The organism is Sphingobacterium sp. InxBP1, from assembly GCF_026191775.1.
GTDB lineage: Bacteria > Bacteroidota > Bacteroidia > Sphingobacteriales > Sphingobacteriaceae > Sphingobacterium > Sphingobacterium thalpophilum.
This window is the reverse complement of the sequence record NZ_JAINDX010000042.1, coordinates 256,581-280,006: the sequence shown is the minus strand read 5'-3', so window position 1 is coordinate 280,006 and position 23,426 is coordinate 256,581. Positions and strand designations below refer to the sequence as shown.

Here is a 23,426-nt window from a genome sequence, read left to right as displayed (position 1 = left end):
CAATGGAAAAATTTATAATTAAAGGTATTATTTTCGATTACGGTGGAACATTGGATACCAATGGCGGCCATTGGGGAGCGGTCCTATGGTCTGGATATGAAAAATACCAAGTACCTGTGAACCTAAGTGCTTTTCAAGAGGCATATGCATATGCTGAACGGCAGATGGCCATACATCCTATTATCAAGCCGGAATTTAATTTTTTGCAGGTACTTGAGGCTAAACTAAAGGTTCAGTTTGAATATTTAATTGCTGCGGGTTACGAACTCGATATCGAGCTGGCCTACAAAATTGCATTTGACGGATACAGTTTGGCGAAAAATACTGTTGAACAAGTCAAAACCCTGTTAGCAACGCTAGCAGATAAATATCCCATGGTGATGGTCTCCAATTTTTATGGTAATTTGAGAACAGTATTGGCTGATTTCGGAATTTTATCCTATTTCAAATCTGTCGTAGAATCTGCTGTGGTGGGTGTACGTAAACCTGATTCCGCGATATACGCGCTGGGAGTCGGAGAGATAGGATTACCCGCTGGAGATATTTTGGTAGTCGGAGATTCCTATAATAAAGATATGGCTCCGGCGAAAGCTGTTGGCTGCCAGACACTGTGGTTAAAAGGTCAGACCTGGGGCGAGGATAAACTGCAGGATACGGAGGCTGCCGACAGGCAGTTTACTTCAATTTTTGATTTAATGGACTTTGTTTAACCAACTCTCTTCACGAATTCTTTAGGTGTGATGCCTACATGTCGTTTAAAGAATTTGCCGAAGAAGGACTGATCGGAAAAATGCAGCTTTTGGGCAATTTCTCCAATCGGCATACCTTGGTTAAGTAAGTGTTTGGCTTCTTCGACCAAAAGCTGATGGATCAGCTCAATGGCAGATTTGCCCGTTAATTCTTTTGTAATTACCGATAAATGCTTTGGGGTAATGCCTAATGCGGAAGCATAGTAGCTTACGCGATGTTCCGCCTTAAACGATTTTTTTAACAAAAGGTAGAAGCTGGCCAAAACATCTCTCTTTCGGGACGGTATGGCAGGGGGGATGTTTGTTGTTTGATTGGCTAACCGAGCTATTTCGCAAAATAATACCTGAGAAAGGGATTTAATGATCTGATCCTTAAACAGAAAATTACGCTCCTGTAGGTCATAGTGCATAAGCTGCCGGAATAAATGACATAAACTGCCGGCGTCCTGTGCAGACAATTTCAAGATATGATTCCTGTTCATGGCCAGTGAACTTTTGGTGACGTCAAAAAAATCCGGTTGAAAATCCAGTTTGAAAACAAAATCCGTAGTGAAGAAAATTAGATAAACCTCGCAGTCCCAAGATTTGGCTACCGATGAAGCATTCACATTAGATGTAGGTGTTGTCAGCAACAGATGATTTTGTCCTACTTGTATACGTTCGTCATTGATGATAAAGGATGTTTCACCCTTTTTGATCAGACAAAAAGAATATAGGTTTTTATTTCTCAGTTCACATTGCTGCTGAGGATCCAATATAGGTTTGGATTTGTTTCCTTTGATATGAAACACAAAAAAATCTTTATCGCTGGCTGCTTTAGAAAACATGTTTATTTAACGATAAAATCAAAATATGTTTTGCGGTAAGGTTCATCTATCAATGTATAATGCCACCACTCTTTATCGTAAGCTTTAAAACCATATTTGGCCATGATTTCCCGAAGCATTTTTCGATTCTCTTTTTGTTTTGCTGTGAGATTGGGGAAATTATGGTGGGAGAGCGCACCGAAGTAATCAAAAGGACCACCCATATCAATTTCTTCGCCGTCTTTCAGGTCAATTACCGTCAGATCCACCGTACTTCCTCTACTATGGCCCGATTTATTGGCTATATACCCGAGTTTGAACAGATTTCTTTTGTCCAAAGAAGGGTAGAACTTCTTTTTTGCGATTGTATCTCCAGGCACGAGCGACCAAGCCTTAAAATGATCAACAGCACGTTGGGGGCGGTATGCATCAAAGATTTTTAGGCCCATTCCTTTACTATTCAGGTGCTTTTCGACCAACTGCAGTGCCTGGGCTGCTCTTCTGGTCAATATCGCAACGGGCTTTTCGTAACCTCGTATACGGTTTCCTGTAAAGTTATGTGTGCCACAATAACGCAAATCCAGACTGATTTTGGGGATGATGTCGCTGACGTAAACGAAATTTGCTGGCATCGACGGCTGCTGCGCCTTCGCTGCCGATAAAAAAAGACCGATACAAACCGATAGACACAAATTGAATTTCATAGGGTTGAAGATACGATTTGTGGCATAAATAAAATAAAAAAAATGAAAGACTCGTTCTTCAATAGTACGTGACCGCGAGGACAGCCTCAATGATCGTTTAGTTTCTTTTTCAGATAATTGTATATATCAATCTGCGAGCGGCATGGCACTTTTTTATTCTCAACGTAGTGGTTACTCAATGAATTATTTAATATACGCGCTTTGACATTATCATTAAGCTGAATATGTAGCATATCTTTTAATTCTTCTTTGATCTTTTTACTGGTGATTTTGACGGCTGCCTCTATGCGATGGTCAAGATTTCGTGTCATCCAATCCGCGGATGAGATATAAAAGTGTTCTTTGCCGGCACTGTAGAAATACATGACCCGTGCGTGTTCAAGATATTCATCTACAATCGAAATGGCGTTCATTGGAGATTTAAATGTCTTTTGGTTGGTCGCGCAATAAATTCCTCGCACAATAAGGTCGATTTTTACGCCGGCAGTGGCGGCTTCATAGAGTTTTTTGATCATTTCCTTGTCACTCATTGAATTTACTTTAACAATAAGATGAGCTTTACGGCCTGCTTTGGCCTCGGTGATTTCCTGATCGATAAAATGAAGTAATTCCCGTCGCATGTCAATCGGGCAGATCAACAAACTCTTGCAATTTTTGATGATGTCTGCTGGATTTGATTTGGGGCGTTTCAGATAATTGAATACTTTATTAATATCTGCAATGACGTCCCGATTACTGGTTAACAGACAATAATCGCCATACAATTTAGCTGTTTTCTCATTAATGTTTCCGGTGCTCACAAAACCATACTGAATGGTTTTCGTTCCGCTCCGTTTTTTGATAACACATAATTTGGCATGCACTTTTTTATTGGGAATGCCAGTAAGTACCCTAATGCCTTCTAATTCGAGTTTCTCCTTCCAGTCCAAATTGTTTTCCTCGTCAAAACGGGCACGTAATTCGAGCATCACGGTGACTTCCTTGCCATTTCGTGCAGCATTGATCAGTGCATTCGCAACTTTGGAGTTTGAAGCCAGTCTATAGGCTGTAATCTGTATTGTTTTGACATCAGGATCCATCGCTGCTTCGCGCAACAAATCAATGATCGGCCTAAATTCGTGATATGGAAATGATAGAAGTACATCTTTCTTTAACACCGTATCGGTTACCCTTTCGTAATTTTGGAAGTAAGGATGTGGAAAAGATGTGCGTTCCTCCGGTTGATGATATGATTTAAACACATTTGGAAAATCCATGAAATGCTTGAAATTATGGATTTTTTGTCCCGGTATGATGCTGTCTTTTTTGGAAAGATTAAGCTTTTTGATCAGAAATTCAACCAATTTTGGATCCATTTCTTGGTCAAATACGAATCTTGTAGGTTTGCCTTTACGTCTGTTTTTAACACCCTTACTTATTTTTTCTACCAGTGAGGTGTTGATGTCATTATCAATGTCAAATTCAGCATCTTTTGTCACCTTAAATACATGCGCATGGAAGACGTCAAAACCAAAATAGGAAAAAATCAAGGGCAGATTAAACTTAATGACATCCTCTAAAAGGATGATGTGTTTTTCATCTTTTGGTGCAGGCAACTGCAGAAAACGCCCATTCTGACTTGTAGGAATTTCGATTACCGCAAATCGTGTCTCATATTTCCATTCGCTTTTTCCCATAGCTATGCCTAAGTACAGACTTTTGTCGCGGATGTAGGGCATTGGCCGAATATCGTCTAAAAGCAGTGGAATGACATTGGATTCTACTTCGTCCTGATAAAATTCGCTGACAAACTGTTGCTGTTCGGGACTAAGCTCCTCGCTCGTTTTAATAAAGACGTTCTGTTTGGCCATATCCTTCTGAACACGGTTCCAGGTACTATCAAATTTCTTTTGCTGCTTGATGACACGGATATTGAGCTCTTCCAGAATCAGTTGTGGGTCTTCGTAAAATGCTTGATTCGCGATTTTGTCTTTAAGGTCAATAGCTCTTTTGAGCCCTGCGACCCGGACACGAAAAAATTCATCCAGGTTATTGGAAAATATACCTAAAAATTTGATTCTTAATGGCAAAGGTACAGTTTCATCCGCTGCTTCCTGTAGTACCCTGCCGTTAAAGCTCAGCCAGCTCACATCTCTAGGAATAAATTTTTTCGCCATAGCTAAATATAAATAAATTTTAGAAGCAAAACTAGAGCTATACAGGTGATAAATGAATTTTTTCGTGTTAAAGAATTATTAAGTTATGTTTTCTTCACCTATTTTGCAAAAAAATACCCCAGAAAAGACAGCTTTCTGAGGTACCAGCGCGCAAGCTTTTTATTTTTTCTTTCCGTACTTTTTCGAAATTTGGATGGCTTTGTATTTTGTCGTATCAAAATATGGTGGATCGATCGTCAGCGTAGTGGGGTAAGGAGCACTGCGGTCAAAAAAGTAGACTGTCGTGACACTACCATAATCATTAATTGGCATAAGATCAAGGCAGCCAGTATAATCAGCATTCAGCACATCTCCCACAGTAACGGCGTATATACGTATGATACCGCCTTTGTTTTGTTCATTTCTCACGAAAGCCACTTCCTTAAAGCCGCCCGGAAGATCTTCTATACTCTTCTGGCTGAAACTATCTTTCAAAATAAAACCTAACAACACTAAAACCGGTATGATCAACACCCATACTTTTTTATTTTTCTTCATTAAAATACGCTTAAAATGTAATGTTTATGTTTAACAATTTATAAAATTCTTTCAAAATGGCCTGATGGCCTGGCCAGGCAGGGGAGGTAACGAGGTTGTCATCCACGATGGCCTGATCTGCCGGGATATTTTTCCATGTGCCCCCTGCCAGCTCAATGTCAGGACCAACAGCAACATAAGCTGTCAACGTGCGGCCAGCTAAAACTTTGGCTGCAGTCAGCACTTGAATGCCATGACATATTGCTGCCACCGGTTTGTTTTTCTCAAAGAAATGCCTGGTGATTTCCAGTACACGTGAATTGAGGCGGATGTACTCTGCCGATCGGCCACCTGCTATGTAGAGACCGTCATATTCCTCGGGATTGACCTGATCAAAATCTTTATTGATCGCGAAATTGTGGCCTCTTAATTCTTTATAGGTCTGGTCACCGGTAAAATCGTGTACTGCAGTGGGTACCACATCACCCTTTTTCCGGTCCGGCGCCACCGTGTCAACGGTTATTCCTATCGATCCCATCGCTTGGAAGGGAACCATTGCTTCGTAGTCCTCTACAAAGTCTCCAACAAGTAATAATACTTTTTTTGCCATATCAAAAAACCTCTTTTAATAGGCATTCAATTTACGTATTAAAAGAGGTTTTCGCAACGGCTTTTTGTCAATCTTTTGTTAACCTTGAACGGTCAATTTTTCAGCCAGAATACGTTTCGTTTTGCGCACCTTAGCCTCAAGCTGACTGCGTAGGGCCGGATTGATGATTCCCTTTCCCTCCTCAAAGTTTTTATGGAACTCGGGTAAAGAAAAAGATTCGAGAATCTCAGCCCCATCCCAGGAAATGCGGTTTACCGCCGCATTGAGAACAGTAGCCCCGCCCATAGGACCTGGTGAGGTCGCTAGCAAAAACACCGGTTTGCCATTGAATAACTTGCGGTTCGGAATACGCGACACCCAATCCACAATATTTTTATACGCTGTAGTATAGGAGCCATTGTGCTCAGCCAGCGAAATGATAAGAAAATCAGCGGCGTCCATCTTTGCGGCAAAGTCGTGGGCGAGCTGTGGAATGCCCTGTTCTACTTCCTTATCGTATGAATAGATCGGCATTTCATAATGGTTCAGATCCAGAAGTTCTATACTGTCGTCCGCTTCTTTGTAATACTTGGCGGTGCTTGTCACGAATGTTTTATTGATCGAATTTTTATTGCTTGTTCCTGCAAATGCTAATATTTTCATATTTTAAACGGCTTTTTTTTAAACAGGTCAAACTTACAATACAATCGTTAAAAAAATGTCAATATAATGTCTTGAGGGGGCCATCAGCGATATTTCTTGATCTAGGTCAATTAAAAAACGAAACGCTCGTGCATACCCAGCAGTCCAGTGAGGCCGCCGGTATGGATCACAAGCAGATGATCCGCTGGCGTAAAATAATCGTGTTTGATAAGGTCATCGACCGCGTAAAGAAGCTTACCCGTATATGTCGGTTCGATCATGATACCTGTTGTGGCGATAAATTGCTGTATAAACTTCAGGAGATCGGGCGTGGTTTTTGCATAACCGCCACAATGATAATCCAGATGTAATGTGGGATCCGGAAGATCTGCATAAAGATCGCTAACCTCCTTCTGAATAAAACTGCCATTTTTTAACACCGGTACACCGTGCACCTTGGCAAAGAGATCCTTTTTGTCGGCAGCCTTTGCGATACCTGCCAGGGTGGTGCCAGTACCGCAGGCAACAAAGATATGCTGGTAGTCCTGCTGGAGTTCATCCAGGAGTTCAGCACAGCCTTTTGCTCCCAGAAGACCGTACCCACCTTCATGAATACAAAAGCTAGTTACATCAGCGCCAAAGTGGTCTTGATAGAGCTTTTCTTTGTCTTTATAGGCATCGCGATCTACGTAAATAAGCTTCATGCCAAATAGCTGACACATCGTTAATACAGGGTTACTAACTTGTTCGTCGCCACGTACAAAAGCAGTCGTCTTAAATTTGAAGGTGGCACCAGCACAGGCCGTTGCGAGAAGGTGATTGCTCCATGCACCACCGAAGGTGACAATATGACTTTTATGAAGCTGTTGTGCCTCCTGTAGATTATATTTTAATTTCCGCCATTTGTTGCCCGAAATAAATGGATGAATCAGGTCATCCCGTTTCAACGTTACCCGAATGTGCTTTCTTTCCCATGCGGGCAATGAGATTTCGGTCTCTGGACTATGGATGTTGAATGACAGCATAACATTAAATGAAAACAAATTTAACGAAATTGTTTCATTTGGTTTATTTTTGCAGGATGACAGGACAAATAGGATCGCATGATCAAGAAGAACAGGAGTTATTTGAGCATCTACGCATTGAGGTAGACAAGGGACAGGCGCTGCTCCGTATTGATAAGTATTTGATGAACAGGGTGGAGAATGCTACACGTAGCAAAATTCAGCATGCTATCGAGGCGGGTTCTGTCATGGTGAACAGCAAAGAAATCAAAGCCAGTTACAAAGTCAGACCCGGTGACCTGATTACTTTGGTGTTGCCGGATCCACCGCGCGATAATGAAGTTTATCCCGAAAATATTCCACTTGATATTAAATATGAAGATGACGACGTTTTAATTGTCAACAAAGAGGCCGGAATGGTTGTACATCCGGGGTATAATAACTATACAGGTACATTGGTCAATGCGCTGACTTATCATATACAGCAGCTACCTCAGTTACCGGGAAATTCTGACCGCCCGGGTTTGGTTCATCGGATAGATAAAGATACTTCAGGGCTTCTTGTAATCGCGAAGAACGAAAAATCCATGGCTTTTTTAGCCAAGCAATTTTTTGATCATAGCATCACTCGTAAATATATCGCACTGGTCTGGGGCGATCTAAAAGAAGATGGCACAATTACCGGTTATATTGGCCGCCATTTAAAGGACAGACGAATTATGGCGATGTACGATAGTGAAGATAAGGGGCGATGGTCGGTCACACATTACAGGATACTCGAAAGGCTGGGTTATGTGACATTGATTGAGTGCCAATTGGAAACCGGCCGTACACACCAGATTCGCACCCACATGCAGTCCATCGGACATCCTCTTTTTAATGATGCAATGTACGGGGGTGATAAAATACTGAAGGGGACTGTGTTTTCAAAATATAAACAATTTGTCGACAATTGTTTTGCCCTACTGCCGCGTCAGGCCCTCCATGCACAAGTCCTGGGGTTCGTTCATCCGACTTCAAAAGAAAATATGTATTTTGAAGTACCATATCCCGAAGATTTTCGTTTAGCTTTAGAAAAATGGCGCGGTTATGCCGCTAATTCGATGGCTATAGAGAAGGATTAAATTAGAAAAATAAGTTAAGATGCCGACAAACTATATCAATTTTAACGGCAATATTGTGCCGGAAGAACAGGAAATATTTAGTATAGAAAATAGAGGTTTTCGTTACGGCGATGGATTGTTTGAAACCATGCTGTACAAAGATGGCGATATCCGTTTTCTGAATTTTCATGTCGAACGGCTACAGCAGGGAATGGAGTTAATTCATTTGGACGATGCCAATCTGTTCGATGAATTTTTTATCCGTTCGAAAGCGGAAGAGCTTATTCGGAAGAATAATATGCTGGGGCAACAAGTACGCATCAGGTTGATTGTGTTCCGTGCGGGAGGGGGATTATATAGTCCGACCACAAATAAGCCAGGATATGTTTTGCAGGTACAAAGATTAGAACCTAATCTTAGGGATAAAAAGGTGGGCTTGATAGTCGGCTTATACAATGAATTCAAAAAACCGTATAGTGATCTTTCCAAGATAAAATCTCTTAATGCGCAGATCTATGTACTAGCGGGTATTTATAAGAAAAAAATGGCTTTTGACGATGTATTGATTCTAAATCAGGAAGGTTTTCTCTGTGAATCCCTGACGTCAAATATTTTTGTGTATTACGAAAAGGTTCTCTATACTCCTGCACTGTCTGAAGGCTGTATCGAGGGGGTAATGCGTCGTGTTGTGATGGATATGGCAAAGGCTGAGGGAATTGAAGTGATCGAAGCCCAAATAAGTCCTGAGATCATGAAAAGGGCAGATGAAATTTTCTGCACAAATGCAGTACAGGGCGTACAATGGGTAATGGGGTACAAGCAAAAGCGCTACTTCAACAGGATATCCAGAATTTTACAGGACAAATTACTGACATGGAATTATGATTCAAGTGAGGATTGATTTTTGTTGAATATCAGATAAGAAGCAAATCAGAGGCTGTTATTAGGCTCAGCCTTTGGTTTGTTGTATGCGATCCACCCATTGTTCAAAGGCATTTTTAAAACTGAGCAGAAAATCCTTTGTTTTCTGTAAACCAATTTTGCCGTCTACACCTACACATTCTTCTATATTCCCGAGATAAGCCTCCGGCTGCTGCAAAGGGTGGAGATTGACAAATACCAACGATTGCCTAAGCTGATGATTCGCACCGAAACCGCCATATGCTCCTATTGAAGACGAAATGATCGCTGCGGGTTTGCCGTCCCACTTGTTTCTTCCGTAAGGTCTGGAACCAACATCTATAGCGTTTTTGAGTACCGCGGGGACGGCGCGATTGTACTCTGGTGTAATAAAAAGAATACCATCCATAGGCGTAATCTCCTGCCGAAACCGGATATAACTTTCAGGAACAGTTCCATGGTCGTCGTAGTCCTGATTATACAAAGGTAGATCTCCGATCTCGATGATACTGTAGCGAAAATTATTCGATTGCTGCTCGAGTATAAAATGTGCGATTCTTTTGTTATAGGAGTCTTTTCTTAAGCTTCCAACCAGTATTCCTATGTTGTAATTTGCCATTGTATATACGATATAGTTTAGAAGCTGAACAATTTGATCCCACAAAAAGTTTCCCCGATATTACTGTAAACTTGGAATTAACATGTTTATGCCGAGTAGATTAAGGAAATGTTAACAAAAATTAACATTTGATCATTAATCTTTTGCATACAGTTTGATGTCGTAATGTAAAGAAGAAATTACATTACTAAGGGAGGAGCTACTTATGAAAAAATTGTTTTGTACAGCTATGGTCATCGCTGGTCTTTTTACGGCAGGTACAGCTGAGGCACAGGTCAGTATTAGCGTGAATATAGGCAGTCAGCCAAGCTGGGGGCCTGTTGGATACGATTACGTTCGCTACTATTATATTCCGGAATACAACATGTACTACGATGTTCCGGCAAGATGCTATGTTTATTATGATAATGGGGGGTGGGTCAGAAGAACACGTTTACCGAGAAGATATCGGCATTATGATTTCTACCGGGTTCATAAAGTAGTGATCAATGATCGTACCCCTTGGCATCATCATGACCGCTACAGAAGCAGGTATGCTCATGTGCGTGGTAGACAGGTCGCAATCCGGGATAGACACCACCACAGTGGCTATTCTTTTGCAAACGATCGTCGGGGACGCCGTGACGCTTCGTGGCAGGAAAGCAGAAGACATCACGATAAAGGAAGAGGACATGGACGTGGCCATGATCATCATGGAAGACATTGGGATTAGTAGTTGATCTTATACGATTTTTTCGTATACATAAAGGAATCTATTCTTTGGTGCCCCAGAAAGTTATACACTTTCTGGGGCATTTTTTATGCACAAGAAAGGTAACATGGATTTAAATTTAAGTTGACTTATGCGCAATAAAGGAAGAGCTTAATTTATCATAGACTTTTCATGTGCTAGTAAATGTGGAAAATAAATGTAACGGATAAATTAAAGAATTTAAAGTGATGATTGATGAAAATTATCTTAATTTTGCGGTGTCGACAGCAATAATTGGCCATGAAGGAGGTTGATTTGCATTTGATGTTGAATTGTAATGTTTTGGTTAATTTTTATAATGAATAAGATAGGAAAAGCAATTGTTGTGATCATGGGTTTAGGAGCCGTTGGATTTGGGATATGTGCCTGTAATCAAAATACCACGGATAATAGAGTACAAAAGCTTTTACATGATTCGGTAGAGCAGCGAAGAGATAGCCTGATTCTTGTGCAGGATTCAATACGTAGAACCGACTCCCTACACAAGGATTCAATTCTTAAAATGGAGGCTGCTATTTCCTATAAGGGAACCAAGGATACGACCGTTTTGCTGACGGATTCTGTATCTCCACGATATATTTACTTGACCTTTGACGATGGCCCTTTAAATGGGAGTCAGTATCTAGATTCCATAGCCACTGCCAAAGGCGTGAAAATAAACGCATTTCTGATTGGGGAACATGATAAGATGAGCAAAAAATTACATGGTTATACGGAGCGTTACAAAAATAATCCATTGGTAGACTGTTATAACCACAGTTATTGGCATGCCCATAATAAGTATAGTTCCTTTTATTCTGACGCACAGGCTGCTTATGAAGATTTTGAGCTGGCAGAACAGTCGCTGGGTCTAGCACATAAAATCGTTAGGCTGCCAGGAAGAAATATATGGTATGTGGGAAGCCGAAAAAAGATCGATTTGAAGAGCGGCGCGTCCACCGCTGAACTTTTGCACCAAAATGGTTATAAAATTATGGGCTGGGACTGCGAATGGAAGATTAACGGTGTCACAGGCAAACCGGACCTGTCCGTTAGCCAGCTCTATACACGAATGAAAAACCTGCTCCGCAAGGGAACTTCCTATACGAAGAATAATGTAGTGCTCCTGACACATGATAACATGTATCAGACAAAAAAAGGCCAAAAATTGTTGTGCGATTTAATCGATAGTCTTAAACAGCACCCTAATTACCGCTTTGAATTTATGCGTAATTATCCCCAATAACTCGGTCAGCGATATCCCTCAATATTTACATATATTCGTGCAGCCCCGTACATGAATATATGCTAAAAAATACTAATTCTGTTTGCGCAGATATTTGGTCAATATAACAATAGTTTGACCTTCAATTTTTCCTTCGATCTGCTCGATATTATCGGCGACTAGGCGTATATTCTTCACTACTGTCCCTAAGCTAGCTTTTAGAGAAGAACCTTTTACATCAAGGGTCTTAGTCAGCACCACCGTGTCACCTTCAAAAAGGCGCTGACCAATGCTATCCTCATGAAAAGAAACATAACCTTCATTTTCGTGATCTCCGGTTTTTTTAGCTTCAGCTAAGGTCTCATCATCAAGATATAGGATATCCAGTGCTTCTGATGCCCAGCCTTCGTTTTTCAGGCGGTTCAACATACGCCAGGATACAATTTGTATAGCTGGATGCTCTGACCACATCACATTGGGCAAAAATTTCCAGTCTTCTGGGGTTAGCTGTTCTGTTTTTTTGAGTTGGTTGGCGAGCCGCTCAGAAATCAGCAGCGTATTGTCCAGTTGAGATGGAGTCTCTGGAGGTAGGGTATAGCTCGTGAGCTCAGTAGCGGCACCTGTCAGTTCACATTTTCCGCCCGCTCTCGCCCATAGTTGTTCATCAAGTTTCATATCTTATTTTTATAAGGCCGCAAAAATAATAAATAAATCATATAAGCTGGCCCCGTTTGAGTTATAATCGACGACAAAAAACAAATTTCTGTCCAGCAAAGATATTGGTATCGAATTTGTACTCGATTCAGAGAAAAAATTATTGACTTTAATTAACAAATCACATGAAATGGCAAGGAGGTAGACAAAGTGGCAATTTTGAAGACCGGAGAGGGATGTCCGGTGGTGGAAAAATTGCACTAGGCGGAATCGGTGGAATTATTGTGCTTGTAATTGGTTTTCTGATGGGCGGCGATCCGATGCAATTGTTGCAACAGGCCCAAAATATGGGGCCTCAGACCGAGCAATCTGGGCAGCCGCGAGAACTGAATCCCGAAGAAAAAAGACTCACCGAATTTTCACTGACTGTACTTCAAAGTACTGAGGACGTCTGGGGCAAACTCTTTAAAGAACAAATGCAGACGAACTATACGCCAACGACCTTGGTTTTTTACGATGGAGGTACCCAAACCGATGGCTGCGGTATGGGACAAGCTTCTTATGGGCCATTTTATTGCCCTGGAGATCAAAAAATCTATCTTGACCTCAGTTTTAGCCGTGAGCTATCCGAGAAGTTCGGCGCGAAAGGTGAATTTGCAATGGCCTATGTAATTGCTCACGAAGTTGGACATCATATACAGCAGCTGGTCGGGCTGCTACCCAAGACCAATCAGGCACGGGGTAAATTAAGCGAGCGTGAAAATAATAAAATATCGGTCATGACCGAGCTTCAGGCTGACTTTTATGCCGGAGTATGGGCGCACTATCTAAACGAAGTTACGGATATTAAAATAGACTACAATGATATTATGGATGGCATGAAAGCAGCCGAAGCTGTTGGTGATGATAAGTTACAGACTGAAGCACAGGGGTATGCCGTTCCTGAATCGTTCACACACGGCACCTCTGCACAGCGTCGCGAATGGTTCAAAAAAGGTTATGATTCAGGCGATATGCGTGCGGGGAATACATTTGAAGACTCAAGTTTACGTTAGCTGAATTCCGCAGGAAAGTCCTTTAGTTATTCAATGTAATGTCAATAGATGGAAGGTATCCAAGGTTTTGAAACCTTCCATCTATCGGCGAAATATCTAATCGATAGGATGCTTATTGGACGAGTAGGTTGCAGCCGCGGATATCACTTTGGTCAAAGCGTCCTAATATTTCAAATGAACCGTCTGGATACTTTTTCCCTAAATCTTGTGTTGCGATGAATGAACAAGAGAAGCGATTGGCTAGATCAATTACATTGATTCCACCTGTCTTGTCCGAAGCGAGTAGGCTCAGAGGGTCGTTCGTGTCCCGGATGAGGATTTTCATCCATTTCGGCAGATGGAAAATGCCATTACCGTAGGAGTAGCCCTGGGAAAGCAATTCCGTCATCCCGTATTCCGAATGAATTCCCCTGACTCCAAAAGCTTCGCCGAGAAGATGGTGAATTTCCTGCTTGATCATCTCTTTTCGTTTGCCTTTCATACCACCGGTTTCCATGATAATAAGTTCTGGAAAATGGAGGGTGTACCTTTCGATAAAATCTAGCAATGCATAAGTCACTCCAAAAAGAATCGTTTTGGTACCTTTATTTTTAAGTTGTAAGAGGGTGTTGTAAAGTTCCTGATGATTATAGAGAAAATAGTTGCTTTCAGGCTGCCGGCTTTGTTTCATCAAATCATCAACCATATAAATAAGCGACGAACCGCTCCTTTCAAGGTAGGAGGGCAGAAGCGCCAAGACAGCTATATCCGTTAGCGGCCCGTAAAAATCTTCAAAAATTGTTCTAAATGTATGCTCATACAGCTTTACATCTGCAACGAAATGCTTAGAAGTCACCATTCCTGTAGTGCCCGAACTGCTAAATACCACCTGTGGCTGCATACCTGTAGCGAGGACCTGTTGGGTTTTGAAAAACTCAATCGGCATGAATGGGATTTCTGCATAGTGCTGAGGCTTATTCGTTTCCTTACGAAGTAACGCAACATAATTCCTATACACCTGACAATGCTGCAACTGGAATTCGTAAGTTTCTAAACAATGTCGATTGAAGTCATCTTCTGTTTGAATGCCGAAAAAATTCGTCCAGTTTCCCATAGCATATGTTTTTTGATGCACAAAATTAGCTAAAATTTAGAGATATGATGATATGGTTGAAAAGGAAAATCTTATGGAGCTAGTTGTTGCAGACCGGCTTCTTCAATAGATAAAAATGGCGCCAGGCTCCCTGACGCCATATAATGTCTGTTATAGCATACCGCCATCGACAGGAAGCACCTGCCCGGTTACGTAAGCCGCTAAATCTGAAGCGAGATATAGACAGGCATTGGCTACATCTTCGGGACTGCCGGCACGTTTTAGAGGAATGCCTGCTTCCCAGTTAGCGATCACCTTGGGATCGAGGATGTCGGTCATTTCAGTACGGATAAACCCAGGCGCTACAACGTTTGCACGAATGTTACGTGAACCCAGTTCTTTTGCCACGGATTTCGTAAACCCAATAATTCCCGCTTTCGAAGCGGCATAGTTTGCTTGTCCAGCATTTCCCTGTACACCGACGACGGAAGACATATTGATAAACGAACCGCTACGTTTCTTCATCATGATTTTTGAAGCTGCTTTCGTAACATTAAATATAGATTTTAAGTTTACATTTAAAACGTCATCCCAATTCTCTTCGGTCATACGCATGAGTAGACCGTCTTTGGTGATTCCGGCGTTGTTGACAACGATATCCAGACTTCCGAAATCAGTGACAATCGCATTGATTAACTGTTCGGCTTCTTCGAATTTAGAAGCATCGGAGCGGTAGCCGACTACTTTTGTGCCATAGGCCTGAAGCTCCGTCTCTAAGGCTTGTCCTTTCTCTACGGATGAAAGGTAAGTGAAAGCAACATTCGCTCCATGTTGCGCAAACACCTCAGCAATTTTCCGTCCGATTCCTTTTGATGCACCAGTAACCAAAGCAATTTTTCCTTCAAGTAATTTCATATATTGAGTATAGTGTTGTTTGTCGATTCTGCAAAAATGTTAAAACTATATTATAACACAAAATCTTTCGATAAATAACCATTTAAAAAGCAAGCACATGGTCCTCATCTTTGATGTCTGGAATGTCGATACATACAATCCTTATCGCTGCACATGCGGCGTAGAACTTTATTTTGAGAATTAAATGCAAAGGCTTTGAGCCTAGCTTAGGATAATTTTAATAAATCAGTGGTATTTTTGAATAAGTGCTTCTAAAAAGTACAGTTTTTTGACAAAAGGCTTGGGCGTTTACCAAAAACTATATTAAATTTGCATCAATCACAAAAACATGAGCAAAAAATCAAATAAAGAAGTTGACGTTGTTCTCATCGGCGCCGGTATCATGAGTGCCACTTTAGGTACTTTGATCAATGAATTAAGCCCAGACGTTAATATTGAAATTCTTGAGCGTTTGGATGTTGTGGCTGCTGAGAGTTCTGACGCTTGGAATAATGCTGGCACGGGTCACTCCGCCCTCTGCGAATTGAATTACACTCCAGAGCAAAAAGATGGTTCAGTAAAGATTGATAAAGCAGTAAAAATTGCCGAACAATTTGAAGTATCGAAACAGTTTTGGTCATACTTGGTTGATAAAGGCATCATTCCCCAGCCTGAAAATTTTATCCGGAGCATTCCCCATATGAGTGCTGTATTTGGTGAAAAAGATGTCAAGTTTCTGAAAACAAGATGGGAAACGCTGACGACCCAAAATTTATTTAAAGGAATGGAATATACCGAGGATCCTGAGACCCTGAAATCATGGATTCCTTTGATGATGGAGGGAAGATCAGCGGATGAAAAGATGGCTGCTACCCGAATGGATTTAGGAACGGACGTAAATTTTGGTTCGCTCACGCGTGATCTGATTGCCAACCTTGCAAAAAAAGATAATATCTCGATTTCTTTGAGTCATGAGGTGGTGGATATCGAACGCGAGGACGACGGCCGCTGGGAAGTCGAGGTGAAGGATCTAAAAACAGGTGTGAAGAGGGAGATAAAAGCGAAGTTTGTGTTTATCGGTGCCGGTGGACATTCTTTGTTGCTGCTCGAAAAATCTGGCATCCCCGAAGCGAAAGGTTATGGCGGATTCCCAGTTGGTGGTCAGTGGTTGCGATGCACCAACCAGGAGATTATTAATGCGCACCACGCTAAAGTATACGGTAAAGCATCGGTAGGCGCGCCGCCAATGTCAGTACCACATTTGGATACCCGCTATATTGACGGCAAACAAGCCTTACTCTTTGGCCCTTATGCTGGTTTTTCAACCAAATTTTTAAAACAGGGATCTTATTTTGATTTGCCGGCATCCATTAAACTTTCCAATATACGGCCAATGTTATCTGCAGGACTCGATAATTTGCCTTTGACCAAATATTTGATTACGGAGGTGATGAAATCACCCAAAGATAAACTGGAATCTCTCAAACAATTTATGCCTACCGCCAAATTGGAGGATTGGGTCATTGAGAAAGCCGGACAACGCGTTCAGGTAATTAAAAAAGATAAGAAGAAAGGGGGCATTCTGGAATTTGGTACTGAAGTGGTATCGAGTGCAGATGGTTCTATCGCGGCATTATTAGGAGCTTCTCCGGGCGCCTCTACTTCGGTAGCTATCATGATCAGCCTGTTGAAGAAGTGTTTTCCAGACCGGGCAAAATCCGATGAGTATCGTAAAAAACTGCGCGAAATGATTCCTTCACATGGGAAATCTTTAAACGACGACGCTGAACTTTGTCGGGAAACCCGAATTCGTACACATAAAGCCTTGAAATTAATTGATATTGCTTAATTAATTCGCTTTAACAGATATACTTATGGGGTGCTTAAAATGATGAATCATTTTGGGCTGAGATTATACCCAATAAAAGCGATTGTAGTCCCTGTATAATCGCTTTTATATACCTGATCCAGATAATGCTGGCGTAGGGATCTAATTTCAAGAAAACAGCTGGTTTTCTCTCCTAAGTGTTTTATTAGAGTAATTTAGAAGATAAACACTTTTTAATGACCGAGTATTCCTTTTTCGAATCCTTTACTGAGCAAATACAACAGGCTACAGCCGCAGAATGGTTAGCCGTGATCTTCGGTATTTTACAGGTCTGGTTTTCCCGATTGAATAAATCCATCCACTATATTTTTGGCCTAATCGGAATCATAATTTCTGTTTATGTTTTATTTCATGCAAAGCTATACGCTGAAATATTACTCCATCTTTATTATCTGATCATGAGCATTTATGGGTGGTTTTATTGGAGATATGGCAGTGCAACAGTCGTACCAATAAGCCGGTGTGCGAAAAGCGACTGGTGGATCGTCGGATTTATCTGCATCGGCGGGTTTCTGGCGTTTTACTTTGGACTCGTGCATCTGACAGACTCCGATGTGCCCTTGTGGGATTCAATTGTGTCCTGCACAGCTTGGGCAGGCATGTGGCTACTGGCGAAGCGTAAACTGGAAAATTGGCTTTTATTGAATCTGAGCAACCTTGTAGCGATTCCCCTATTGTTGCATAAAGGATTGTTCCTTTATGCGGGGCTAACGCTGTTTTTGTTTGTAATGGCTTTTGGTGGTTATTTTAATTGGAGGAAGATACTAAATGACGAAAAAATATATGCAACTTAGCCCTGAAGATATCGCTTGCTTAATGGATTGTCAGCGAAAGGCTATTCTGCAAAAGACTTTATCTGACGAACAACTAGCCTTGATCTACCGTAACAGATGGTTTAAGATGTGGGTGCCCACATCCTTGGGCGGGCTGGGGCTTCACTTAAGCCAAGGGCTTTCGTTATTGGAGGAATTGGCATATTGGGATGGAGGACTGGCTTGGACGGTGACCTTGTGTGCGGGCGCAAATCTATTTGTCGGATATATTGATCCTGCTGTAGCCACCGATCTTTTTGTATCTGACAAGGTCTGCTTGGGAGGAAGTGGACAGATCGCAGGGATTGCTTCTCGGGAAGGATCTGCATATCGGCTAAAAGGACATTGGAAGTATGCCACTGGCGCACCACACCTGACTCATTTTACTTTAAATGCCTTTGTTTACGATCAGGGAAAGCCCCTGCTAGACAACGCGGGAAACCCGATTTCCCAATCTTTCTTTGTGTCGAGGGATCATGTTCTCGTCCATTATGACTGGGATACATTTGGACTGGAGGCGACGGCATCCCATTCTTTTTCGCTAGATGATGTGTTGGTCCCCGAAAATCATTCTTTTCAGATAGATGGCTCAAAAAGTACACATGTCGATCTGCTCTATCAGTATCCTTTTATACCATTTGCTGAATTAACCTTGCTGGCTAACTTTATGGGCATGTATCGTAGGTTTCTTGACCTCATGGATAAATTATTTGTCTTAAGATCAAACGAAGGGAAATGGCAAAGTCCTGAAAGCAAAGCGGCTTTTCGCGTATTGGACCGAATACAACAGGATTACAGTCAAAGAAAAATCAGCCTACTTGACTTAGCAGCTGATTCTTGGGAAAATCTGGTCAACGGAAAGGATAATAGCCCGTGGTATGACCGCATAGCCGATGAAAGCAGAAACTTTGTGGATACTATGTTAGCCAATGTCATTAAGTTATATCCGCACAGCGGAATTGCAGGAGCAGCTACCGACAGCGAAATTAATATTGTATTTCGGAACATTTTTACGGCATCCCAACACAGATTGTTGCAGAGAAATCTGTCATAAAAAAAGACGATCATTAGATCGTCTTTTTTTGACAAGTGTCCCCGACGAGATTCGAACTCATATCGTCAGAACCGGAATCTGAAATTCTATCCATTGAACTACGGGGACGTGTCGCAAAGATATACTATTTTCTACATCTTACAAATAATCTTTGGCATAAATTTTATCTTTTTTAGCGGAATCGGCAGCCGGGTTTTTATGTTCCATTTCGCCGTTTTGAAATGATGTGTCTATATTGTTACCGACAATTAAGCTAATCGCTTGTTCCTGAGTTTTGTGCAGGACTAAGACCTCGGATGATACTGTGTAATGACCGAATGCAGGTAGTCCCGATCAATATGGGTGTATATTTCGGTAGTCGTGATACTCTCGTGTCCTAACATGTCCTGTACAGCGCGTAGGTCAGCTCCGCCTTCTACCAAATGAGAGGCAAAGCTGTGCCGAAAGGTATGTGGGCTAATTGTTTTTTGTAGTCCTATTTTCTGCGCGAGATCTTTAATGATCAAAAAGATCATGACTCTTGACAGGGCCGAACCTCTTCTATTGAGGAAAACGATATCTTCGTTGCCACTTTTGATGGTGATATGCGGCCTGATCGTGTCTAGGTAAAGTTTCAAATGTTTGATGGCTTGCTGTCCGATCGGGATGAGGCGTTCTTTGCTGCCCTTCCCTTCTACCTTAACAAATTCGACATCGAGAAAAAGGTTCGATATTTTAAGATTGATCAATTCGGATACCCGAAGTCCGCAACCATACAAGACTTCAAGGATTGTCCGATTGCGCTCTCCTTCAACTGTGGATAAATCTATCGCCGCAATCAGCTGATCTATTTCATGAATGCTAAGTACGCTGGGTAGTTTTCTGGATAACCGGGGGGCTTGCACGAGCTCTGTCGGATTGTTTTCCAGATTGTGTTCAATGATGAGAAAGCTGAAAAATGTTTTTAATCCTGATATCAATCGTGACTGTGTATAAGGCGAAATGTTGAATTCCTGTAACCAATGTAGAAAGTCTTGAATATCCTTACGCACAACTTGATGAAGAGGAAGGTGGTTACCCTCACAGTAGATCTGAAATTTGGAAACGTCATTTAGGTAGGCATCTATTGAGTTGATGCTCAGACCTCGTTCGAACTTCAAAAATTGCTCGAATTCTTTTTTAATAACATTCCAATTGTCGACTTCCATTTGCAACAAAATTACAATTAACTGTCCTTCTTTTCGAAGATTATTGTATATTTTTAGCTTGAAAAAATAATTGACTGATCAAAAAATAGAGACTTCATTTGTATGAAATTCATTAAACCACTTGCATTAGTATTTTTATTGCCTGCTACGTTGTATACCGTAGAAGCAAAAATGCCTACAACGTTGACCGCCCGTGCCCGGGCTATCTTGGCTCAGGACAGTTTGGCTTTAAACCAGAAGCTGCCCTTTGACAACGAAGTTGTTACCGGTAAATTGAAAAATGGATTTACATACTTTATCCGCAAAAATGCTGAACCAAAAGGCCGCGTCACGATGTATCTGGCCATGAAAGCCGGTTCTATTCTGGAGAACGAAAAACAGTTGGGGCTTGCGCATTTTTTAGAACATATGAATTTCAACGGACTAAAGCATTTTCCGAAAAATGAGCTCGTTAATTATCTTCAGAAAGCAGGGGTGCGTTTTGGTTCTGACCTGAATGCCTACACCGGCTTTGACCAGACTGTCTATCAGCTTCCGATTCCCTCAGATGATCCCGAGCTCCTTAAAAACGGTCTTCAGGTCATGCGTGACTGGGCACAGGATGCCTTGCTCGACGGTGAAGAGATCGATAAGGAACGTGGCGTCATTCTGGAAGAGAAGCGTGGCGGCAGAGGCGTACAGCAGCGCCTTCAAGATCAATATTTTCCGATCTTGCTTAATGGATCGCTGTATGCTCGACGTTTGCCGATAGGTACCGAGGAGATTTTAAAAACATTTCCGCATACTGAAATCAGAAAGTTTCATCAGGATTGGTACCGTCCTGATCTACAGGCACTGATTGTTGTGGGGGATATTGATCCCCAAGAAATGGAGCAAAAGGTGAAAACCTTATTTTCGGATATGACGATGCCCAAAAAGGTGTTGCCACGCAAAGCACATCGGGTAGACCTTTTAAACAAAAACCAGTTTTTAGCGATTTCAGATCCCGAGCTGCCGTATACCATAGCGCAGATCCTGATCAAAAATGAAAAAGAGAAAGTCACCACGGTAAGTGATTACCGGAATGAGCTGCTTAAAAACGTTTTTAACCAACTCGTCGCTGGCCGATTTTCGGAGCTGATGCAACAGCCCAACCCTCCTTTTATGCAGGCTGGTGGTAGTATTGGCGATTTCTTGGCCAATCTGAATACCTTCTCTCTCCTGGTAGTTCCCAAACCGGGAGAACTGGAGTCAGGCTTCAAAGCTATGTTGACCGAATTCGAACGTATTCAGAAGTATGGCTTTACACAGACAGAGTTGGAAAGAGCATTAGCGGACATGAAAAAGTCTAATGAGATGGCTTATATCGAACGCGACAAACAAAAGTCTGACAGTTATGTAAACCGCTATCTGAATTATTTTATTGATGATCAACCGGCATTGAGTAACGAAGATGCCTACCGTCTGACAAAGCAACTGTTACCCACATTGAAATTGGAGGAAGTGAATGCCTTGTTCAAGAAGTATTATACCGATCTAAACCGGGATATCTTGATTATGGGGCCTGAAAAAGATAAAGCAAGTTTGCCGAATGAACAGACTGTATTAGCATGGGTAAAATCAGTTGAAGAAGGCGTTGTTTCAGCTTATGAAGATAAGGTCTCAAAACTTCCGTTGCTTTCGAAGGAGCCTGTTAGGGGAAGACTGATGGCTGCAAAAGAGATTGACGCAGTGCATGCCAAAGAGCTGACCTTGAGCAATGGGGTGAAAGTGATCTTAAAACCGACAGATTTTAAGAATGATGAGATACAAATCATGGCATATAGCCCTGGGGGAACGTCTTTATATCCTGATGCAGATTATTTTTCTGCGTCAAATGCCTCCTCCTTGGTTGATGCTAGCGGCGTCGGCCAGATGAGCAACGTGGAACTGAGCAAATATCTGGCAGGAAAAGATATCTCTATCTCACCCTATATTTCTGAACGGTATGAAGGCATCTCGGGAAGCACGGACAAGGAGGGTCTGAAAAGTGCCTTTGAATTGATTTATGGTTATTTCACAGAACCGAGATTGGATCAGGATATTTTTCAAAGTACAATGACCAGAACGAAAGGTGCATTGGAGAATAGGCTCAGCAATCCGAATAATGTATTTTCAGATAAAGTGAAATCGGTACTTTACGGCAACAATGTACGCAGACAAAATCCTACTGTGGAAACAATCGCTAAAATTGACCGTGATCGCGCCCTTGCAATTTATAAGGAGCGTTTTGCAGATGCTTCAGATTTTGTATTTACGATTGTGGGGTCGTTTGATGAAGCTCAAATAATGCCGTTCATTGAAACTTATCTAGCTTCTTTACCGGCGACAAAACGGGCAGAAAATTACAAAGATTTAAACATTCTTGAGCCGACGAAAGGGGAGCGTGTAGTTGTCCATAAAGGCAAAGAAGAAAAAGCGAGTACGCAGCTTGCTTATTATGGTGATTACAGCTATAATGAGGGTGAAAATGTGAACATGGAAGCCTTAGAAAGCATATTGACCATTAAATTGCTGGAACGGCTTCGGGAAAAAGAAAGCGGGGTGTATGGGGTAGGAGCGCGTGCTAGCTTCGCGAAGCTACCGAAGCCGCGCTATGCGTTCTCCATAGGCTTCGGATCGGCGGTCGACAAAAATGATGCTTTGATCGCTTCCGCTTTGGATGAGGTCAGGAAAATCCAGGATCACGGGCCGGATCAAGCGGATATTGAGAAATTTGTTGCCGAACAAAAACGGCAGAATGAGTTGAACTTACGTGAGAATAGTTACTGGTTAAACTATATTTCGAGTTCCTATCAAAATGATTTGGATCTCAACAGATATACAAGACGGCTAGAAAACCTCAATAAGGTGACGCCGAAGTCTGTGCAGGACTTGGCTGTAAAATACCTAAAAAAAGACCGGCTGTTCGAATTTATCTTGTTGCCTGACGCTAAGTAAGAGCCTGGGATTTACTGGGCTAAAAGGCGGCCAGCGATAGCTGGCCGTCTTTCTTAAAAAAAAAATCCCAATCATTTCTGATTGGGATTGCCAAAAATTTCAATAAATA

At 41.8% G+C, this 23,426-nt stretch carries 22 protein-coding genes, 1 tRNA gene and 1 riboswitch; of the genes, 10 read left to right on the top strand and 13 right to left on the bottom strand.

The window, feature by feature from the left end:
• The first annotated feature begins 2 nt into the window (after positions 1-2).
• Positions 3-710 carry an HAD family hydrolase gene (locus tag K7A41_RS08900; protein WP_265713440.1) on the top strand — a complete coding sequence of 236 codons (708 nt, stop codon included), beginning with the start codon at positions 3-5 and terminating at the stop codon, positions 708-710.
• On the opposite strand, the gene K7A41_RS08895 is transcribed toward K7A41_RS08900, so the two are convergent.
• The 7 genes from K7A41_RS08895 to K7A41_RS08865 form a co-directional block, all read right to left on the bottom strand.
• On the bottom strand, positions 707-1,576 hold the full coding sequence (locus K7A41_RS08895) for a helix-turn-helix domain-containing protein (protein WP_265713439.1): 870 nt from the start codon (positions 1,574-1,576) through the stop codon (positions 707-709). The genes K7A41_RS08900 and K7A41_RS08895 overlap by 4 nt on opposite strands.
• A gap of 2 nt (positions 1,577-1,578) precedes the next feature.
• A complete protein-coding gene (locus K7A41_RS08890) occupies positions 1,579-2,259 on the bottom strand; it encodes a M15 family metallopeptidase (RefSeq protein WP_265713438.1) in 681 nt (226 codons plus the stop codon).
• Between the two features lie 86 nt (positions 2,260-2,345).
• Entirely contained in the window at positions 2,346-4,415 is a 2,070-nt protein-coding gene (ppk1, locus tag K7A41_RS08885) for a polyphosphate kinase 1 (RefSeq protein ID WP_265713437.1), read from the bottom strand.
• Positions 4,416-4,574: 159 nt separating this feature from the next.
• Positions 4,575-4,952 carry a hypothetical protein gene (locus K7A41_RS08880; RefSeq protein ID WP_265713436.1) on the bottom strand — a complete coding sequence of 126 codons (378 nt, stop codon included), beginning with the start codon at positions 4,950-4,952 and terminating at the stop codon, positions 4,575-4,577.
• A gap of 10 nt (positions 4,953-4,962) precedes the next feature.
• Positions 4,963-5,541 (bottom strand): DJ-1/PfpI family protein, encoded by a 579-nt coding sequence (locus tag K7A41_RS08875; protein ID WP_028068923.1) that lies wholly within the window; start codon positions 5,539-5,541, stop codon positions 4,963-4,965.
• A 78-nt stretch (positions 5,542-5,619) separates the two neighbouring features.
• On the bottom strand, positions 5,620-6,183 hold the full coding sequence (locus K7A41_RS08870) for an NADPH-dependent FMN reductase (protein ID WP_265713435.1): 564 nt from the start codon (positions 6,181-6,183) through the stop codon (positions 5,620-5,622).
• Positions 6,184-6,293: 110 nt separating this feature from the next.
• Positions 6,294-7,187: a 1-aminocyclopropane-1-carboxylate deaminase/D-cysteine desulfhydrase gene (locus K7A41_RS08865; RefSeq protein ID WP_265713434.1), complete on the bottom strand. Its 894-nt coding sequence runs from the start codon at positions 7,185-7,187 to the stop codon at positions 6,294-6,296.
• 56 nt (positions 7,188-7,243) lie between these two features.
• Between K7A41_RS08865 and K7A41_RS08860 the strand changes: the two genes are divergently transcribed.
• Positions 7,244-8,290: an RluA family pseudouridine synthase gene (locus tag K7A41_RS08860; protein WP_028068920.1), complete on the top strand. Its 1,047-nt coding sequence runs from the start codon at positions 7,244-7,246 to the stop codon at positions 8,288-8,290.
• Between the two features lie 19 nt (positions 8,291-8,309).
• Positions 8,310-9,170 carry an aminotransferase class IV gene (locus K7A41_RS08855; RefSeq protein ID WP_265713433.1) on the top strand — a complete coding sequence of 287 codons (861 nt, stop codon included), beginning with the start codon at positions 8,310-8,312 and terminating at the stop codon, positions 9,168-9,170.
• 48 nt (positions 9,171-9,218) lie between these two features.
• On the opposite strand, the gene K7A41_RS08850 is transcribed toward K7A41_RS08855, so the two are convergent.
• Entirely contained in the window at positions 9,219-9,788 is a 570-nt protein-coding gene (locus K7A41_RS08850) for an NADPH-dependent FMN reductase (RefSeq protein WP_265713432.1), read from the bottom strand.
• A 205-nt stretch (positions 9,789-9,993) separates the two neighbouring features.
• Between K7A41_RS08850 and K7A41_RS08845 the strand changes: the two genes are divergently transcribed.
• Positions 9,994-10,500 (top strand): hypothetical protein, encoded by a 507-nt coding sequence (locus K7A41_RS08845; protein ID WP_081817801.1) that lies wholly within the window; start codon positions 9,994-9,996, stop codon positions 10,498-10,500.
• Positions 10,501-10,837: 337 nt separating this feature from the next.
• The gene (locus tag K7A41_RS08840) at positions 10,838-11,764 is read left to right on the top strand and encodes a polysaccharide deacetylase family protein (RefSeq protein ID WP_265713431.1); all 927 of its coding nucleotides are present in this window, start codon (positions 10,838-10,840) and stop codon (positions 11,762-11,764) included.
• Between the two features lie 72 nt (positions 11,765-11,836).
• On the opposite strand, the gene K7A41_RS08835 is transcribed toward K7A41_RS08840, so the two are convergent.
• On the bottom strand, positions 11,837-12,418 hold the full coding sequence (locus K7A41_RS08835; protein WP_265713430.1) for a PhnA domain-containing protein: 582 nt from the start codon (positions 12,416-12,418) through the stop codon (positions 11,837-11,839).
• 164 nt (positions 12,419-12,582) lie between these two features.
• Here K7A41_RS08835 and K7A41_RS08830 point away from each other — a divergent pair, with 164 nt between their 5' ends.
• Positions 12,583-13,452 carry a neutral zinc metallopeptidase gene (locus K7A41_RS08830; protein WP_265713429.1) on the top strand — a complete coding sequence of 290 codons (870 nt, stop codon included), beginning with the start codon at positions 12,583-12,585 and terminating at the stop codon, positions 13,450-13,452.
• A gap of 112 nt (positions 13,453-13,564) precedes the next feature.
• On the opposite strand, the gene K7A41_RS08825 is transcribed toward K7A41_RS08830, so the two are convergent.
• Both K7A41_RS08825 and fabG read right to left on the bottom strand, forming a co-directional pair.
• Positions 13,565-14,545 (bottom strand): acyl transferase, encoded by a 981-nt coding sequence (locus K7A41_RS08825; RefSeq protein WP_265713428.1) that lies wholly within the window; start codon positions 14,543-14,545, stop codon positions 13,565-13,567.
• Between the two features lie 150 nt (positions 14,546-14,695).
• Positions 14,696-15,439, bottom strand: coding sequence for a 3-oxoacyl-[acyl-carrier-protein] reductase (fabG, locus tag K7A41_RS08820; protein WP_265713427.1), 744 nt, complete (start codon positions 15,437-15,439; stop codon positions 14,696-14,698).
• 328 nt (positions 15,440-15,767) lie between these two features.
• Here fabG and K7A41_RS08815 point away from each other — a divergent pair, with 328 nt between their 5' ends.
• From K7A41_RS08815 to K7A41_RS08805, 3 genes are all read left to right on the top strand, one after another.
• Positions 15,768-17,267, top strand: a complete 1,500-nt coding sequence (locus tag K7A41_RS08815; protein WP_265713426.1) for a malate:quinone oxidoreductase — start codon at positions 15,768-15,770, stop codon at positions 17,265-17,267.
• Between the two features lie 16 nt (positions 17,268-17,283).
• Positions 17,284-17,426, top strand: a riboswitch (TPP riboswitch).
• 56 nt (positions 17,427-17,482) lie between these two features.
• On the top strand, positions 17,483-18,100 hold the full coding sequence (pnuC, locus tag K7A41_RS08810) for a nicotinamide riboside transporter PnuC (protein ID WP_265713425.1): 618 nt from the start codon (positions 17,483-17,485) through the stop codon (positions 18,098-18,100).
• Complete coding sequence (locus K7A41_RS08805; protein ID WP_265713424.1) at positions 18,090-19,172, top strand: acyl-CoA dehydrogenase; 1,083 nt, start codon at positions 18,090-18,092, stop codon at positions 19,170-19,172. Before pnuC ends, K7A41_RS08805 begins: the two co-directional genes overlap by 11 nt.
• Before the next feature lie 36 nt (positions 19,173-19,208).
• On the opposite strand, the gene K7A41_RS08800 is transcribed toward K7A41_RS08805, so the two are convergent.
• Positions 19,209-19,280, bottom strand: a tRNA-Arg gene (locus K7A41_RS08800).
• Positions 19,281-19,456: 176 nt separating this feature from the next.
• A complete protein-coding gene (xerD, locus tag K7A41_RS08795) occupies positions 19,457-20,359 on the bottom strand; it encodes a site-specific tyrosine recombinase XerD (RefSeq protein ID WP_265713423.1) in 903 nt (300 codons plus the stop codon).
• A gap of 102 nt (positions 20,360-20,461) precedes the next feature.
• Here xerD and K7A41_RS08790 point away from each other — a divergent pair, with 102 nt between their 5' ends.
• On the top strand, positions 20,462-23,317 hold the full coding sequence (locus K7A41_RS08790) for a M16 family metallopeptidase (RefSeq protein WP_265713422.1): 2,856 nt from the start codon (positions 20,462-20,464) through the stop codon (positions 23,315-23,317).
• Positions 23,318-23,426: the final 109 nt, after the last annotated feature.